General features: G+C 46.2%; 9 protein-coding genes and 1 pseudogene. All 10 read left to right on the top strand.

Going from position 1 to position 15,951, the window contains the following annotated elements; all coding sequences use genetic code 11:
* Nucleotides 1–153 precede the first annotated feature (153 nt).
* Nucleotides 154–2,262 (top strand): hypothetical protein, encoded by a 2,109-nt coding sequence (locus TY10_RS25455; protein ID WP_042170117.1) that lies wholly within the window; start codon nucleotides 154–156, stop codon nucleotides 2,260–2,262.
* A 105-nt stretch (nucleotides 2,263–2,367) separates the two neighbouring features.
* Nucleotides 2,368–2,838 carry a hypothetical protein gene (locus TY10_RS25450; protein WP_042170114.1) on the top strand — a complete coding sequence of 157 codons (471 nt, stop codon included), beginning with the start codon at nucleotides 2,368–2,370 and terminating at the stop codon, nucleotides 2,836–2,838.
* 110 nt (nucleotides 2,839–2,948) lie between these two features.
* Entirely contained in the window at nucleotides 2,949–3,230 is a 282-nt protein-coding gene (locus tag TY10_RS25445; protein WP_042170112.1) for an alpha/beta-type small acid-soluble spore protein, read from the top strand.
* A gap of 159 nt (nucleotides 3,231–3,389) precedes the next feature.
* Nucleotides 3,390–4,595, top strand: coding sequence for a methionine adenosyltransferase (gene metK / locus TY10_RS25440; RefSeq protein WP_042170109.1), 1,206 nt, complete (start codon nucleotides 3,390–3,392; stop codon nucleotides 4,593–4,595).
* Between the two features lie 170 nt (nucleotides 4,596–4,765).
* Nucleotides 4,766–9,163 (top strand): Ig-like domain-containing protein, encoded by a 4,398-nt coding sequence (locus TY10_RS25435; protein WP_042170106.1) that lies wholly within the window; start codon nucleotides 4,766–4,768, stop codon nucleotides 9,161–9,163.
* Between the two features lie 245 nt (nucleotides 9,164–9,408).
* Complete coding sequence (locus TY10_RS25430; RefSeq protein ID WP_042170103.1) at nucleotides 9,409–12,111, top strand: stalk domain-containing protein; 2,703 nt, start codon at nucleotides 9,409–9,411, stop codon at nucleotides 12,109–12,111.
* An 86-nt stretch (nucleotides 12,112–12,197) separates the two neighbouring features.
* Nucleotides 12,198–13,346 (top strand): sensor histidine kinase, encoded by a 1,149-nt coding sequence (locus tag TY10_RS25425; RefSeq protein ID WP_081735491.1) that lies wholly within the window; start codon nucleotides 12,198–12,200, stop codon nucleotides 13,344–13,346.
* Between the two features lie 20 nt (nucleotides 13,347–13,366).
* A pseudogene (locus TY10_RS25420) lies at nucleotides 13,367–14,102 on the top strand (response regulator).
* Nucleotides 14,103–14,473: 371 nt separating this feature from the next.
* Nucleotides 14,474–14,950 carry a hypothetical protein gene (locus TY10_RS29220; protein WP_052350769.1) on the top strand — a complete coding sequence of 159 codons (477 nt, stop codon included), beginning with the start codon at nucleotides 14,474–14,476 and terminating at the stop codon, nucleotides 14,948–14,950.
* Between the two features lie 123 nt (nucleotides 14,951–15,073).
* A partial coding sequence (locus tag TY10_RS25410; RefSeq protein ID WP_042170099.1) for a hypothetical protein occupies nucleotides 15,074–15,951 on the top strand: 878 nt, incomplete at its 3' end.

Below are 15,951 nucleotides of genomic sequence, written 5' to 3'. Positions count from 1 at the left end.
TGACCATGTCAGGAACCCTTTTTCCTATATTAACGATGTTCATCTTGTGTTCATATAGCACTGCTAAAATTAAATACATAGAATAGATTATTATGGGGAACAAAATTGGCCTGTATTGCGTCTATATAAAAAAGCGATACGGAGTGATTAAAAATGCATAGTTTCTTACGAACAAAGATAAACAATAAGTTTTACTTGTTATTAGCTATTGTATTAGTTTTATCTCTTGTCATGCCTATTGCTACGCAAACCGGTTATGCAGCCGGTACAGACATTAGTAAACCGGTATACATAAACTCTAGCTCCTATGTTAAATTGGAAAGTGCTGATCTCATTCCAAGCAGTAAAGGAAGTACTGCTAGTTTTACAGTAACATTCTATAATGGTGGAAGTGCAGCTATGAATTTGCAAGACTATTGGGCAAGACTTTCTTCATGGAGTGGAAATAAATATACACTATCTTTAATCGAATCTGATAAAGCTAAAAAATCTGTTGCACCTAAGTCGAGCGTTACTTTAACCTTCTATAGTGAAGTTCCTAATAATGTTACTTTAGCTAATTTGGTATTGAAAATTATCAAATTTGATTTTTCAGTTTCCGGATATGAAAAAAACGTTGCTAAGTTTATGTTCCCAGCCAGTTATACAAACGATGTAAAAATTGGGGGCTACAAGGCTGTTAAACTTAATAACACGGTCATTAATATGCGGATTAATAAATCAACAATTTCATCTGGGTCCGCCAACAATGTTATAAATTTAGAATTAGCAATGCGCAATACGGGGAAATTCAGCGTAACGATACCAAATTTCAAATTTTTTATGCAATCAACCTCTGGAGCATTATATGAATTAAAACAATCTTCATCTGCTGCTCCAACAGAAATATCGCTTCGTCCAGCTATATTGGAGACAGTTAAATTATCTGTTGAATTACCCAATACGATAAAAACAACTGGAATGAAGCTTATTGTAGTCCAGTCAGTTGGGGAGGGTGCTGCGAGCATTAACGTACCGGCTGCAAAGTTTAATGTAGGTTTGAAAGCTCCAACAGTTAATGTAGCAACGAATAAATACGAATATATTACCGGTGATTATGTTTATGACATCAGTATTGATTCTCTGCAAAAATATCCGTGGCAAACAAATGATAATTTAATTGGTAAGTTGACGATTACAAATAAAGGAACTAAGGCAGCTCCTCTGCCAAAAATCAACGGGGCTTTTTACTTAGATGACAGTGCAGAACTTGACACGAAGGTTCTTCCTTTAACTACACAGGTTTCTATTCCTGCTAAAGGGTCGGCAGTAATATATTATTATGGTGCTGTTTCGAGTAGTTTTAATGTTAATAACATTAAATTCAAGTTGTACGAGCTTGATGGTGAAAAGAAAAATGAATTAGCCTCACTTACAACTAAAGCCGCCACCACACCTAAATCAATTGCCATCGGTTCGAATTATTCAATTGAAGATAATGGTGAGAAGGTAGCAGCTGCAGTAACTGATGTTCGCACATTCGAAGGAGAGTTCAGCAAAGTGTTTGCAATCTATATGGATATTACGAATAACCAAACACGAGCGAAAGCAACATCTAAATGGACAGGGTATGTTCAAACAGCAAATGGTTCTTTATTTGAAACCAAACTAATTAAAACGACAAATCCGGTTAATCCCAATAGAAAAGAACAGGTCATTGTAACAGTAGATGTACCTAAAGACATGGATATGACAGGTGCAACTCTATTGTTTGGACTGGCATTTAACGATAAAGGAATTATTCAGAATAATGATGATCAAGCGCAAGGATACTTTAATCCTGCTAAATTTTCGTTACCAATTGAAAAACAGGTAACGAAGGATTTTAGTAATATTAAAGTAGGTCCATTTGCAGTTAACATCAAATCGCTTTCTACCTGGGTTACTAATACGACACTTAATATGAATATAGTAACAGAAGTGCAGCGTAATTATAGTTATGATGGATTTAGCTCTCGAAAATTGATTGTAACAATTGAAGATGAATCTACTAATACAACAATTATGTCTGCACCAATCGAGCTTGATTCGAACTCAACAACAGCTAAGTACATCTGGAAGACAGGTAATAACTTTACTGAAATTAACGAAGAGATTAAAAATTATTCAACAGCAATAAGTGTGAATATCTATGAAGAACTTAATGGACTTAAAAAGAAATTAGTTTCTAAAAAAATTCAATGGTCAGGCTTTACTAACTGGGCAGACCCGAATGTAAACTAGTTCAGCGTTATCATTTATCCAAATAACAGTAGAAATGAAGTATTAAATCGGGTATCTTTAAACAGATACCCGTATTTTTTTGCTAGAGAGGAGTTATCGATTACGATGAAGAAATGGGTTGCTAGAATCGCGCTTGGAGCTGTGCTCGTTGTTGGCGGATTCGGTATCGGTTATTGGAACACAAGTACGATTGAAGCAGATGGGGCTTCAGCAGTGCCAGGCTCTGTAGAGGATCCAGTCGTCACCAAAAGCTATGTAGACGCATTAGTTGGAGAAAAGGGCCAAGAAGGCAATACAGGCGGCGACAAGCTGGAAGTGGTTACGGTGCCAAACGGCAAAATTCTGATCGCAAATGAAGGTACAGAAATTATTGTCCGCGCTGGCAAAGCAGTAGCTTATAGCCCTGACTCAAATGGTTTGGCCGATGTGACGGGCGGCAAGGATGTATTTAAAGGACAGCCTATTCCGGCGAATCATCTTGTTATTTTTCCACGAGCAGGACGAGGTATTACAACGGATCCTGGCTTTACTAAAACAGTTACGGTTTTGGTACGCGGGGGATATACGATTCAATAGCATTGATGTTGTTATATTTTGCTCTGGTTGACAATAGCTTATACGCTTACGAAATTGCAAATGAACGCAATCTATAGACATGTTCCTATATCCTATGGAGGTGTCTTATTATGGGTCGTCGTTCATCCAATCAAATTGTAGTGCCGAATTGCAAAGCAGCTTTAAATCAAATGAAATACGAAATTGCTGCTGAATTAGGGTTGTATCAATCTACAGCTTCCGGTGCAGGCGAGGATACCGAGTTTGCGGGTGAGCTTGGCGCCTATAGTGGCGGAGGGCATGGAGCGATACAATGGTCGAACCTTACCTCACGAGAGGTTGGATCAGTTGGCGGTTCAATAACAAAAAGGCTTGTATCCCAAGCTGAAGCTGTTCTTCGGGGCTATCAGTAAAAGTTGTCAGGACTCCCGTCCATTGACACAAACCGACAATTTCGGTATTATACTGTTCTAGAGAGTTGTCTAACAACCTTTTCCTACGGGAAAAGGTTCAATTTTTTGTTTAGAGTATTTGCACTTATCTTATAATAAGGCTGTAGGAGGTTGATACGGATGTCGGTTGTTAAAGGTCGTCACCTATTTACATCGGAATCGGTGACTGAAGGCCATCCGGACAAGATTTGCGATCAAATCTCGGATGCTGTTCTTGACGCTTTTCTTGAAGCCGATCCTTATGCGCGCGTAGCGTGCGAAGTATCGGTTGCAACTGGACTTGTACTGGTCATTGGAGAAATCAGCAGCCGTGCTGATTATGTTGATATTTCCGCTATTGTACGTCGTACGATCAAAGAGATCGGATACACTCGTGCAAAATACGGTTTTGATTCCAGCACATGTGCGGTATTGACATCGCTGAACGAGCAGTCTGCTGACATTGCGCAAGGTGTTAATGCTGCACTTGAAACGCGTGACGGTAAAGACGTACAACAGGAAAATGAAGACATCGGTGCCGGAGACCAAGGTTTGATGTTCGGTTTTGCAACGAATGAGACGCCAGAATTGATGCCATTGCCTATCGCATTGTCGCATCGTATCGCACGCCGTTTGGCTGAGGTTCGTAAGAACGGTACGCTGGGCTACCTGCGTCCTGACGGCAAAACACAAGTAACGATCGAGTATGTGGACGGCAAGCCTGTACGTGTCGATACAATCGTCGTATCCACGCAGCATGCAGAAGAAATTTCGCTGGAGCAAATCCAAGCGGACATTCTTGAGCATGTGATTAAGCCTGTCGTTCCCGTAGAATGGCTGGATGAGCAAACGAAATATTTTATTAACCCTACAGGCCGTTTCGTAATCGGTGGACCACAAGGTGACGCAGGTCTCACTGGCCGTAAAATTATCGTCGACACGTACGGCGGCTACGCTCGCCACGGCGGTGGTGCATTTTCGGGCAAAGATCCTACGAAAGTGGACCGTTCCGCAGCTTATGCAGCTCGCTATGTAGCGAAGAACATCGTTGCAGCCGGTCTTGCAGACAAATGCGAAATTCAGTTGGCTTATGCCATCGGCGTTGCTCAACCTGTATCCATTAACGTGGACACTTATGGTACCGGCAAAGTTTCCGAAGAAAAGCTGGTTGAAGTCATTCAAAACAACTTCGATCTTCGTCCTGCCGGTATTATTAAAATGCTGGATCTTCGCCGCCCGATCTACGGCAAAACAGCGGCTTACGGTCATTTTGGCCGTACGGATATTGAACTGCCTTGGGAGAGCGTAGACAAAGCAGAAAAATTGAAATCCGAAGCGCTTGCTTAAGTAATAGACTTATATCAAAGCTCAGAATCTCACGATTCTGAGCTTTTTTTATACTTATATTTAAAAATCTTTGGTGAACTATTCCAGAAAAGTAACTCCTAAACCTACATTTTTAAGTCGAATTAACCGACAAATAAAGTACGACTGTAATTTTTCGGGGAGTGAATGAAATGAATCGTTACCGCCAAAAGATCGGTTTGCTCTTATCGATCGTATTATTCATGCAGCTATTATTGCCGGGATCGATGACAAGTTCTCACATTGTCAAAGCCGCAGCAGCTGGGCCTATATTAACGAGTAAAAGCCCTGCTGACGATTTTACGAATGTTGGACTTAGTGCGCCGCTCATTTTTACATTTGATGAGCCCGTAGCGAAGGGGACGGGCTCCGCCTCGTTTACGATTTACAATTACACGCTAAACACAGTGTTTGAAAGCTATAATGTAGCAACTGACGGACGGGTTTCAATCGATGCGACCGGACGAACCGTTACCGTGCGTCCCAGCAAGGCTTTTAACCTGAATACCGATTATTATGTATTAATCGACCCAGGTACATTCGTAAACGTATCGAATGGAGCGAACTACTCGGGAATTGCCAATGCAACGGAATGGAATTTCAAAACGGTGGAGACGGTGGATACAACGGCTCCTGTATTAAGTGCAGCTTATCCAGCTAGTGAACAAGCGGGTATAGCTATTACTTCGCCGATTACACTTGTATTCAATAAACCAGTATATATCGCTAATGGTGATCTTAGTCTCGTAACCAATCCAAGTAACACTGCTTACGAGGAACGGAAAATACCGGTTACTTCGAGCCAGGTTACAGGCAGCGGAACGAATACGATTACGATTACGCCATCCACTGCATGGTATCCAAATAGCACTTATACGTTCACAATACCTAGGGGCGTTTTACAGGATGCGGCTGGAAATGTTTATCCTGGCCAGGTATGGCGATTTACAACTGCACCGGCTCCGGTCAATGTTACAGCTCTATCGCCAGCGGACAACGCAACGTCCGTACCTGTGGCAAATGCTTTGGCGGTTGCTTTCGATAAAGAAATTGCTGCGGGGGCTAATAAGTACATTCATTTAATACGTGCTTATGATAACTATGACGAGCGGATCTTGGCAGCAGATACTTCTAGAGTAACCATATCCGGCAACGTGGTTACAATCCGACCGCAAAAGATGCTCGCAAATACAAGGTATTACGTACTGATTGATGCAGGCGCCTTAGTCGATAAAACGACAGGGGATTGGTTTCAGGGCATATCGAATGCATCAACATGGGATTTTACGACCGATCCGGGTGATGAAAAAGACCCTCCTCTCCGCACGGCAGTCTATCCTGCCCACGGCGGAACGATTGGAACGCTGAACTCCAATCTTGAAATTACGTTCAACGAGCCTGTGTATCCGGACTCAGGAAATATAGAAATTCGTAACGTAGTGAATAATGTGCTGTTCCGTTCGATTCCGGTAACGTCGGATAATGTAACGGGCGGCGGTACCAATAAAATTACGATTAACCCTAATAAAGCGCTTTTTGCAGGTGATTCCGACAAAGCGTTCGTTAACAATTCTCAATATTATGTCGTCATCGGTAATAGAGGGTTTAGAGATGCGGCCGGCAATTATTTCGCTGGTGTTACAGCAAACAACTGGCAGTTTCGTGTTACACAGGATACCGTCAAACCTACGCTTCAAGAAACCTATCCGGCAAACAATACAAATAATGTATTGCCTAATGCGGTTTTTTCCGCTGTCTTCAGCAAAACAGTTGTGAAGGGAACAGGCTCCATTTGGATTAGGCCGATTGGCAATACTACCGCACAGCCTGTTCAGACAGTCTTCTATGTCAATCCAGACAACAGTAAGCATGTTGTCATCGCCGCACCCTCAGGCACCCTAGCAAGCAATACAAACTATTACATCGAGATTAGCCCAGATGCGATTACTGATTTGGCTGGTAATGCCTATGTCGGTATTCAAAACCAATATCAATGGGCGTTCAAAACGATAGGAGAAGATACAAGTCCTCCGGTCATTAGTAAGATGGAATACGAGAGTAATGTCATTACGATGACCTTCAACGAAGAGCTGAATATATACAGCGTGCCTGCGGTCAGCAATTTTTACGTGACTGTTAACGATGTAATGAGGCCTGTAGTTTCTGTAGCAGTATCGGGTGTCACGGTCAAGCTGACACTGTCCAGCGCTATCGTGAATGGGCAGCCGGTCAAGCTATCGTATTCCAAACCGATAACTACAACGGGCGGCATACAGGATATTGTAGGCAACCAGACGCTTAGCATCGGCAATTATGAGGTCAAGCCGATTGTAAATACAACATCAGCTGCACCTTCAAGCGGATCGGCCAATGGCAGTATCGTCTCAATTACATTTAATAAAGCACTAGCCGCTGCAAACAGCTATGCCTATTCTCAATTTGGTATCAGTGTCGACGGCACCTACTACAGCCCGACTGCCATTTATGTGAGTGGAAGCACTGTGCAGTTGAGCTTTAACGGGACGGCTTCAAATAGTCAAGCTGTCTATGTTTCTTATTCGCCAGGATCGTATCCGATAAAGGATACGGATGGCATCAATGTAAATGCATTTTCAAGCTATCGGATAAGCGGTGGAACAGACACAACTCCGCCTTCCTTAATTAGCGCAGTTGCCAATGGGTCGACAATCACGTTGCGTTACAACGAGTCTTTGAATAGCTCTTCTGTACCTTATCCGGGCAGCTATAGCGTTAGCGTGAACAGTTCTATACGTACAGTTACGCAAGTGCAAGTAAGCGGTGATCAGGTTATCTTGACATTAAGCAGCCCAGTATCATCGGGGGATTCAATTTATGTTAGCTACGGTGCAGCTTCTCCAAGAATTACGGATCAGGCTGGCAATGCTGCGGCATCCTTCTCTACGATTAATGCGCCAGTTGGAAATGCATCGGGGTTATTGGCAGCAGGGGTTGTAAAAGGCTCGACGGCAACGTTGACGTTCAATGAGTCACTTAACAATTATTACGTACCGTCCATATCGCAGTTCATGCTGCAAGCGGACGGAACGAATTATTCGGTATCTAAAGTCGTATTGAGCGGTTCGACAGTTACATTGACGTTATCGTCTCCGGTCGGCGCGTCCAGCAAAGTGACGCTGTCCTACTACGGAAATTCATCGACAGGACTAAGAACGAATAGCGGAAAATTGATCGAGAACTTTACGAATTATACGCTTACTAATCAAACGTCCATTATGGATTCTTTGCCGGGAGGCTTTGAGCAAGCCGAAGGCGGAGGCGTCGGCATCCAGAAGTCCAATGCCACGATTACGGGCGTTACTTCGCCGGCAGGGAAATACGTAAATAAATACACGATTCCATCGGAAAAAATTATTTTGGCTTTTCAAGCGGCTCGTACGCTGGGATCGAATAATTTGCGAGTTGTGTTCCAAGTACCTAGTACTGAGGGCGCAGCAGTAGTTGCTTTCCCGCTGTCTGCCTTGCAAAGCGCAGTTTATTATGGCAACAATGCGGCAATCGCCGTTCAGTACAACGGAATTTCATATGACATTCCGCTAAGCGCATTGAATTTCTCGCAAATTACAAGCTCGTTGAATGCAAGCGGAGCTGTAGGCGATTTGCTGATCCAAATCGATCAAGGCAGCTCTAACTTGACAAGCACGCTGACGTCAGCGATTAGCAGAGCGAATGCTTCTTTGCTGGCACCGCCGGTTCACTTTGATGTGTCGGCTTCGTATGGAGGCACAGTGAAGCCGGTTCAAAGCTTCAATGGTTATCTGACACGTTCGATGGAAGCGCCGTATTCCATTGATCGCAAGACAGTTTCGGTTGTCTGGTATGACCCTGAGACGGGCGGGTTGTCCTATGTACCGACAACGTTTACGACGGTTAACGGGAAAATGATCGCCAAGTTCCAACGCAAAGGCAATAGCGCATATGCACTTGTGCAAGGTAATGTGAGCTTTACAGATATTAGCAAGCATTGGGCGGGTACAACGATTCAAATATTGGCCAAGAAATATATCGTTGAAGGACGCAGCACGAGCAAATTTGAGCCGGAGAAGCCGATTACACGCGGCGAGTTTGCCTCGTATATCGCCAAAGGACTAGGACTAGCCGGCAATAAAGCGGCCGCATCCAAGTTCAGAGACGTCAACACGGGAACTGCTATGGCTGCTTATATCGGCGCGGCTTCGGAAGCGGGTATCGTACAGGGCAATTCGGACGGCACCTTCAAGCCAAACAGTCCGATTTCCCGTCAAGAGATGGCGGTTATGATGACGCGCGCTTCCAAAGCGGCAGGGGTTACAGTGACGCTGCAATCTTCCACATCATCCTACTTGTCGAAGTTCTCCGACCGGGGCAAAATCGCTTCCTGGGCGCAGACTGACGTCGCGAAGGCCGTCTATACCGGTGTCATCACGGGCAAAACGACGACAACGTTCAGCCCGACGACAAATGCAACTCGGGCGGAAGCGACCGTCATGATCAAAAGATTGCTCGAGAAAGTTAACTTTCTCAGCGCATAACAGGTCAAAAGCCTCCCTTCCGTAAAATTCGGCAGGGGGGCTCTTTTCTGTCCTATTTTAAAGGTGTAACTAGTAGAAAAGAATTATTAATCGCTTGAATGAGCTGATCCCATGCGATTCTAGCAGATAAAAGGAAGAATTCGTTCTCACCCATTAATATTTATTAATATTGTGAATACGTAACTTTTAACCTAGTCTTGTAGTCTATAATAGATAGACTTAGAGATGGGAGAGTTGCAAAAAAGATGCGTAAGGTAGACAACAACCATGTTCGGCAGACGGTGAGCAAGAAAGTTATTGTAGTTCTGTTAGGTGGAGCACTCTTGATTCAACCGCTGGCGGCGGTACCTGTTAGCTGGAATCCGGTAAAAACCCCAGTCGCCGCAGCGGCAACGGCAAGCTCGGCATTTAAGCTGCTTCAGCAATCTTACATAACAGCCGGTGCAATCAAGAAAGAATACGTCTGGACGACACAGCGCAGCGGCAAAAAGGCAGAAACGAACGTTCACGTCATCGAGATCGACATCTCAAACCCCAATGTGAAATTAGACGCGATGAGCGGAAAAAATAATACGGTCGGCAAGCTGAATACAATTGCCAATATGACGAAGGAAAACGGAGCGGTTGCCGGCATTAACGCTGACGTTTTTATTACGTCTACGGAAGGCTCGCCTATGGGCGCGCAAATATCCAGCGGCTCTATGCTTGTCAGCCCAATGAAGATAAAAGGAATGTACGCATTCGCAGTGACGAAGGATCGCCAGCCGGTCATCGACAGCTATACGTTTGATGGAACGGTGAAGGCGGGAGATGGCTCGACCTTCGTTCTTGCCGGCATGAACCAATCTGCCTATGTTCCTGAAGTCGGGGACTCTAAATATAGCCATTTCAATCAGTTGCATATTTATACAAGCGCCTGGGGCGGAGCTGAACGTCCCCGGAACGCAATGGCCACAGCAACGGAGGCGCTTGTCCGCAACGGTATCGTGGAGCAAATCTCGGAGCAAGGTCCTATAGCGGGAGCTATCCCGAAGGACGGCTATATTTTACGCGGACATGGGGATGCAGCTAAGTTTATTGTGGAGCATCTTCAGGTGGGCCAATCGGTAACCAGCAATTATTCGTTAGTATCCTCAACCACAGGCAGCAAGGTAGATCCCTCCACTTTCGACATGCTCATTGGCGGTCATACAATTCTCGTAGACAAAGGCGCGGCAGCGGCTTTCTCGCGTGACATTTCCGGAGTCAGCGGCTCGTCGATCGTCTCTCGTTCAGCAGTAGGCTACTCCAAGGACGGTAAAAAGGTTTATTTGATTACAACTGAGAAATTCGGAAACAGCACTGGCGCGAGCCTCAAAGAGATGCAGCAAATTATGGTGGGGTTGGGCGTCTACAAGGGGATCAACCTTGATGGCGGCGGCTCAACGACGATGATCGATCGGCCGCTCGGCGAGACGGGATTGCAGCTCACTCACTCTACACAATATGGGACGACGCAGCGCAGCGTAGCCAATGGGATCGGCGTGTTCTCGACAGCACCGAAGGGCTCTTTGAAAGGCATTACAGTAAGCGGTTCGAATGTGCTGTTTATTGGACAGAAAACCTCCTATTCGGTAAAAGCTTACGATACCTACTATAATCCGTTCGAGCTGAATAGCACGAACGCCAAATGGAGCAGCATCGGCAGTGTCGGAACGATGAGCGGTAACGAATTTACAGCTACCAAAGCGGGAACGGCGACAATTTCGGTTCGATCCGGTGATGTAACCTCTAACTACCCAATTGAGGTTATTGGCCAGGATCAAGTTGCCGAAGTGAAGCTTGATGCGGCAGCAGGCGTACTGAGCAAGGGAGCGACGGTATCGGTACCGGTTACCATTACGCTGAAGAACGGTAAAAGCTATAAGCTTACGGGTGATTCGCTGAAATGGGAGTTTATCGGATTTACGGGCTCTCAGAAAGGCAATACAATTACCGTTGAATCGACGGGCTCCTCAACAACGGGCTATGCGATTGGACGTTACGACGGCTTCCCGGCGATTCTGCCGTTTACGCAAGGCGGTTCGGAGAAAATGCTGGAGAACTTCGAGAACGTCGGCTACGCTATCACTTCTCAAGTAACGCCGGCAGCGACGACAACGGGCAGCGCGAAGCTCGTCAGCGATCTGCCGAAGCAGACATCCGGCAAAGCATTGCAAATTTCATATGATTTCAGTGCAGGTACGGGAACGAAGGCTGTATATGCTGTGTTCAACGGCACGGCCGGCAGAACGGTGGAGGGTGCTCCAAACGTCTTGTCGGTTGACGTATACGGAGATGGAAGTCTGAACTGGCTGCGGGCCGAATTCACCGATGCGGCCGGCAAGGCGCATTTGGTTGATCTGGCGAAACAACTGGATTGGACAGGCTGGAAAACGGTAAGAGCCGATCTAGGCTCCTACGGCATGAAATACCCGGTGAAGCTCAAGCGGATCTATGTCGTGACGATTGCCGACGGGCAAGATGAGCGCGCAGCAACCGGAGCAATAGGTCTGGACAACTTGAAGCTGCAATATGCGAACGCACCGGTCACAAGTGTGAATAAGTCTATCGTCATGAACATTGGCAAGAAGACAGCGACTATAGACGGAAAAAGCATTACGCTAGACGTAGCTCCATTGGAATTGAACGGCACGACTTATGTCCCCCTTCGCTTCGTGAGTGATGCTTTAGGCGCAACTTTGAAGTGGGACGATAAGCTCAATCGTGTATCCGTTATTAAAGGCTCGACGATGCTGGAAATGGTTATCGGCAAGAAAGAGCTGGTCATGAATGGAAAACGCTCAGATACCGCCGTTGCGCCAATTGTCCGTAATGGACGGACGCTGATTCCGATCCGTCTATTCTCGGAAAACCTGGGTCTAAAAGTCGGTTTTGAGAACAAAACGAAAAAGATTACCATTGATTAAAATAGACGGGCGGCCGCTTTCCTGTGTTATGATAGAATGGTATAACCTTCTATATTAATCCTTTTAAGAGGGGTTGCCGAATCGTCGTGGATCAACATATTGTAGATATTAATCGCGTCATAACCAATGCGATCGCGGTTATGGAAGACAGCAAGATACAAATTTACGAAATATGCGAATCGGCGCGCGCCGAACTTGATTCTCTCGTGCAGGAGCTTGAGCTTGTGCTGGAGGAGAACGGCAAAACCATTCTTCGGGTGGACGAGCTGGAGAAGGAGTATCGTCGCGCCCGTATTCGACTGACTGAAGTCAGCAAGGATTTCGTCCGATATAAGGAAGAGGATATAAAGCAGGCGTATGAGAAGGCGACTGTCATTCAGATGGATCTCATGGTCTATCGGGAGAAGGAAGCCTATCTGAAGACGAGGCGGGACGATTTGCAAAAGCGGGTCCGCAACGTCAAAAGCTCCATTGAGCGCGCTGAAATGATCGCCTCGCAAATCAATGTTGTACTGGAGTATTTGTCAGGCGACTTGAACCAGGTGACAAGAATATTGGAATCCGCGAAAACGAGGCAGATGATCGGATTAAAGATTATCGTCGCGCAAGAGGAAGAGCGCAAACGGATTTCTCGCGAAATTCACGATGGCCCTGCTCAATCGCTTGCCAATATTGTGCTGCGAACAGAAATTGCAGAAAGAATGCTCATCAAGAAGGAATTTCAAATGGTACAAGACGAATTAATAGATTTGAAAGGACAAGTTCGTTCAGGGCTGGAGGACATTCGCAAAATTATTTTTAATTTGCGTCCTATGGCATTGGACGATTTGGGACTTGTACCTACGCTTCGTAAATTCGTACAGGACTTCGAAGAGAGGACCAAAATACATACCATATTCGAGCTGACAGGGAAAGAAGTCAGAATGCCGTCTGCGATGGAGGCAGCAATCTTTCGGCTTGTGCAGGAGGCTTACACCAATGCGCATAAGCATGCAAGCGCGTCGCACGTCACACTGGAAATGAACTACCAATCCGAGATGGTGATCATTACCGTTCTTGATAATGGAGTAGGTTTTCAGAGCGAGCTTGTCGAATATGAGGCGAGTCACAACTCCCACTTTGGCCTGATTGGCATGCGTGAGCGTGTCGATCTTCTCGAAGGGAGGATGGAAATAGACTCAAAAATCGGACAAGGGACGAAAGTTTTATTTTATATCCCAATAACAGTAGAGTAGAGAAAGGAGAAAGATGACGAATGAACCAAAATGCTCACGCACCAGGTGTGAAGCCAAAGATTAAAGTGTTGCTCGCGGATGATCACCAGCTTTTTCGCGAAGGGTTAAAACGGATTTTGAATATGGAAGATGACCTTGAAGTCATTGGAGAATGCGGCGACGGCATTCAGGTGCTGGAGTTCTGCAATCACACCCAGCCGGAGATCGTGCTGATGGATATTAATATGCCAATCGAGAACGGGGTCGTCACAACAGAGCGTTTGAAGACGATTTTTCCCGATGTTAAGGTAATCATTCTTTCGATTCATGACGATGAGAGCTACGTATTCGAAACGCTCCGTAAAGGGGCGACCGGCTACTTGCTGAAAGATATGGAGGCAGAGTCGTTAATTAACGCGATTCGTTCCGTTGTGAATGGACATGCTTACATCCATCCGAAAGTAACGGGCAAGCTGATCAATCAGCTGCGCCGGATGACGTATCTGGATGAAATGGGTATCGTATCGGGTGCTGCTGCTACCAGCGAGCCAGGCGTGAAATTCATCGCTAGCGAAGATAATCCGTTGACCCGCCGGGAGGCGGAAGTACTTCGTTTGATGGCAGAGGGCAAGAGCAACAAGCTTATCGGCGAAGTTTTTGTTCATTAGCGAGAAAACCGTTAAAAACCATGTCAGCAGCATTTTGCAAAAGATGGAGGTTGATGACCGTACGCAAGCGGTTATTCAATCCATCAAATACGGCTGGGTAACGCTGTAAGCAATACTGCTTGAGTTAGCTGGATGTGTTATTGCGGTATGATGCTGCTGGGGTGTTGGCGTTGAGCCGCTTGGCCCTCGGAATAGAACAGACCAAAGCTGCAGCTGTATGAGCAGAGCGCGGAGGAAATGGGCTGGATAAACACAGCCAATCATCAGTCGTAACAGGTCTGGTTAATACATAGCAGGGTCCCGTGTCTATAGACACGGGATTTTTTATTTTTGTTGTTGGTTAGCCGAGCCGGAGGGGGATAAGACCCAAATTGCGGACAGGGGAAAGGTAGGAGGCTATTTTAACAAAACTCGTCCTATTTGTCCGGAACCACTAGGCTCGCCACCGCATATAGTGTCAACAAAGAGGAGGTGGCTGCCATGGTTGGGATATTGCTCGTCGTTGTTGGCTGCTATGCTTTGGTCGCTGCTCTCGTGCACCTCACATATTGGCTAAAACGGGATCGGGTGCGGGTGAGTAAACATTACGTACTTGTGGCACACAATCAACATATGAGAATGGAATGGCTGGTACGATCGTTTTATGCTTTTTCCCGGCGGATGGGTACGGATGCAAAGTTGACCGTAGTTGATGACGGATCGATGGAGCAAACAGCAGAAATTGTCGACCGGCTGGAGCAAGGCGGCGGTTCGGTCTTTGTACACGAGGGCAAGGCAGAGAAGGACATCGATTCAGGGGCAGAACAGTCGAATGATCGGAAGCGCTCTCATGTGGAAGATGCAAGTCATTCCAGATTGTTATGGCGGTTGAAAATGGACGGAGTCGTTACTTCCTCTGAACATGCTATTCTTGTTGATTTGCAAAATCCGGAGGATTTGTCTAAAATGCCGTTTTAAGGTATAGTGAGAGCAACTCAATAATTTCGGAGCTCGGAGTGAAGCACACCCGACGACGCTTGATGCGTCGTTGCGTGTGCTTTTTTGTTGGCAAAAAATAAGGGGATGACAGGGGGCCATGAAATGAAAGCGCAAGTGTACGTGGTAAAAATCGGCGGGAAGTGGTTTTCTGACGTGACGATAGCGGTAGAGGCTGATCGTTTGTTTTGGCTTGGACAGCAGTACGATGACCGTATTAAAAACAGTGTTACCCGCTTTGAAGGCAGGGAAGACTACGGAAAATATGAAGGAAGGTATAGGAACGAAGCGCTAGATCTGAGAGAGGAAGGTCACTCTGCAGAAGTTGTACTTTTGTGGAAGGAGCCTCTACCGCTTGGGGATGCATGGCGCTGTAAGCAAGTATGGGATGATGAGTTAGAGAGGAATGAGTGGAGAAGCAGTGGTGCGTTGTTGAAAGCGCTGGCGAAGTCACCGGTCGTGCAGAGAATAGGCTGGTTGGGAAGGCTGGGGGCTGGGGAGCGAGAGGGATTTCGGCAAGGTAGAAAGAGTTTACATAGGCACGGGCAAAAGAAGGGGGAGGAAAGGCATGGACATAGCGGGGATGGGGAAATGAAGGACGTAAATAGACATGATAGGGTTGGAAAAATGAAGAACGCAAAAGGATATAGCAGAGATGGAGAGATAGAGCTAAATAGAAACAGCAAGGAAAGGGAAAGTGATGGCTTGGAGAGTAAGGAAATAAGCGGAGAAGAGGCAGCGGTAATGAAGCGGCTTGCGGCTTGTGTCGAGCAAGCGAAGCGCGAGACGCATAGCGATTATCCGGGAGCGCAGCAGCAAGGGGGCGGAAGCCTGCGCGCCCGGATAGAGCGATGGACGCGAGCCGAGGCAGGGCGGCAAAGCGGGGTTGGGGTTGCGGCAGAGCGAGCGGATAGCGGAGCGGAGTGGGGGAGCTGGCGGCCGCCGCGAAGCGGGCCGCCAGTGCTTTGCAAGGCCGTGCGCTG

It is taken from the genome of Paenibacillus gorillae (genome assembly GCF_000513275.1).
In the GTDB taxonomy this organism is placed as follows: Bacteria; Bacillota; Bacilli; order Paenibacillales; family Paenibacillaceae; genus Pristimantibacillus; species Pristimantibacillus gorillae.
Note: the sequence above shows the minus strand (reverse complement) of the source record. Positions and strands in the feature narration are given on the sequence as shown.

Coding starts and splice junctions, on each gene's coding strand:
- TY10_RS25450 (WP_042170114.1), top strand. CDS start 2,368: ATGAAGAAATGGGTTGCTAGAATCGCGCTTGGAGCTGTGCTCGTTGTT.
- TY10_RS29220 (WP_052350769.1), top strand. CDS start 14,474: ATGGTTGGGATATTGCTCGTCGTTGTTGGCTGCTATGCTTTGGTCGCT.
- metK (WP_042170109.1), top strand. CDS start 3,390: ATGTCGGTTGTTAAAGGTCGTCACCTATTTACATCGGAATCGGTGACT.
- TY10_RS25430 (WP_042170103.1), top strand. CDS start 9,409: ATGCGTAAGGTAGACAACAACCATGTTCGGCAGACGGTGAGCAAGAAA.
- TY10_RS25445 (WP_042170112.1), top strand. CDS start 2,949: ATGGGTCGTCGTTCATCCAATCAAATTGTAGTGCCGAATTGCAAAGCA.
- TY10_RS25455 (WP_042170117.1), top strand. CDS start 154: ATGCATAGTTTCTTACGAACAAAGATAAACAATAAGTTTTACTTGTTA.
- TY10_RS25435 (WP_042170106.1), top strand. CDS start 4,766: ATGAATCGTTACCGCCAAAAGATCGGTTTGCTCTTATCGATCGTATTA.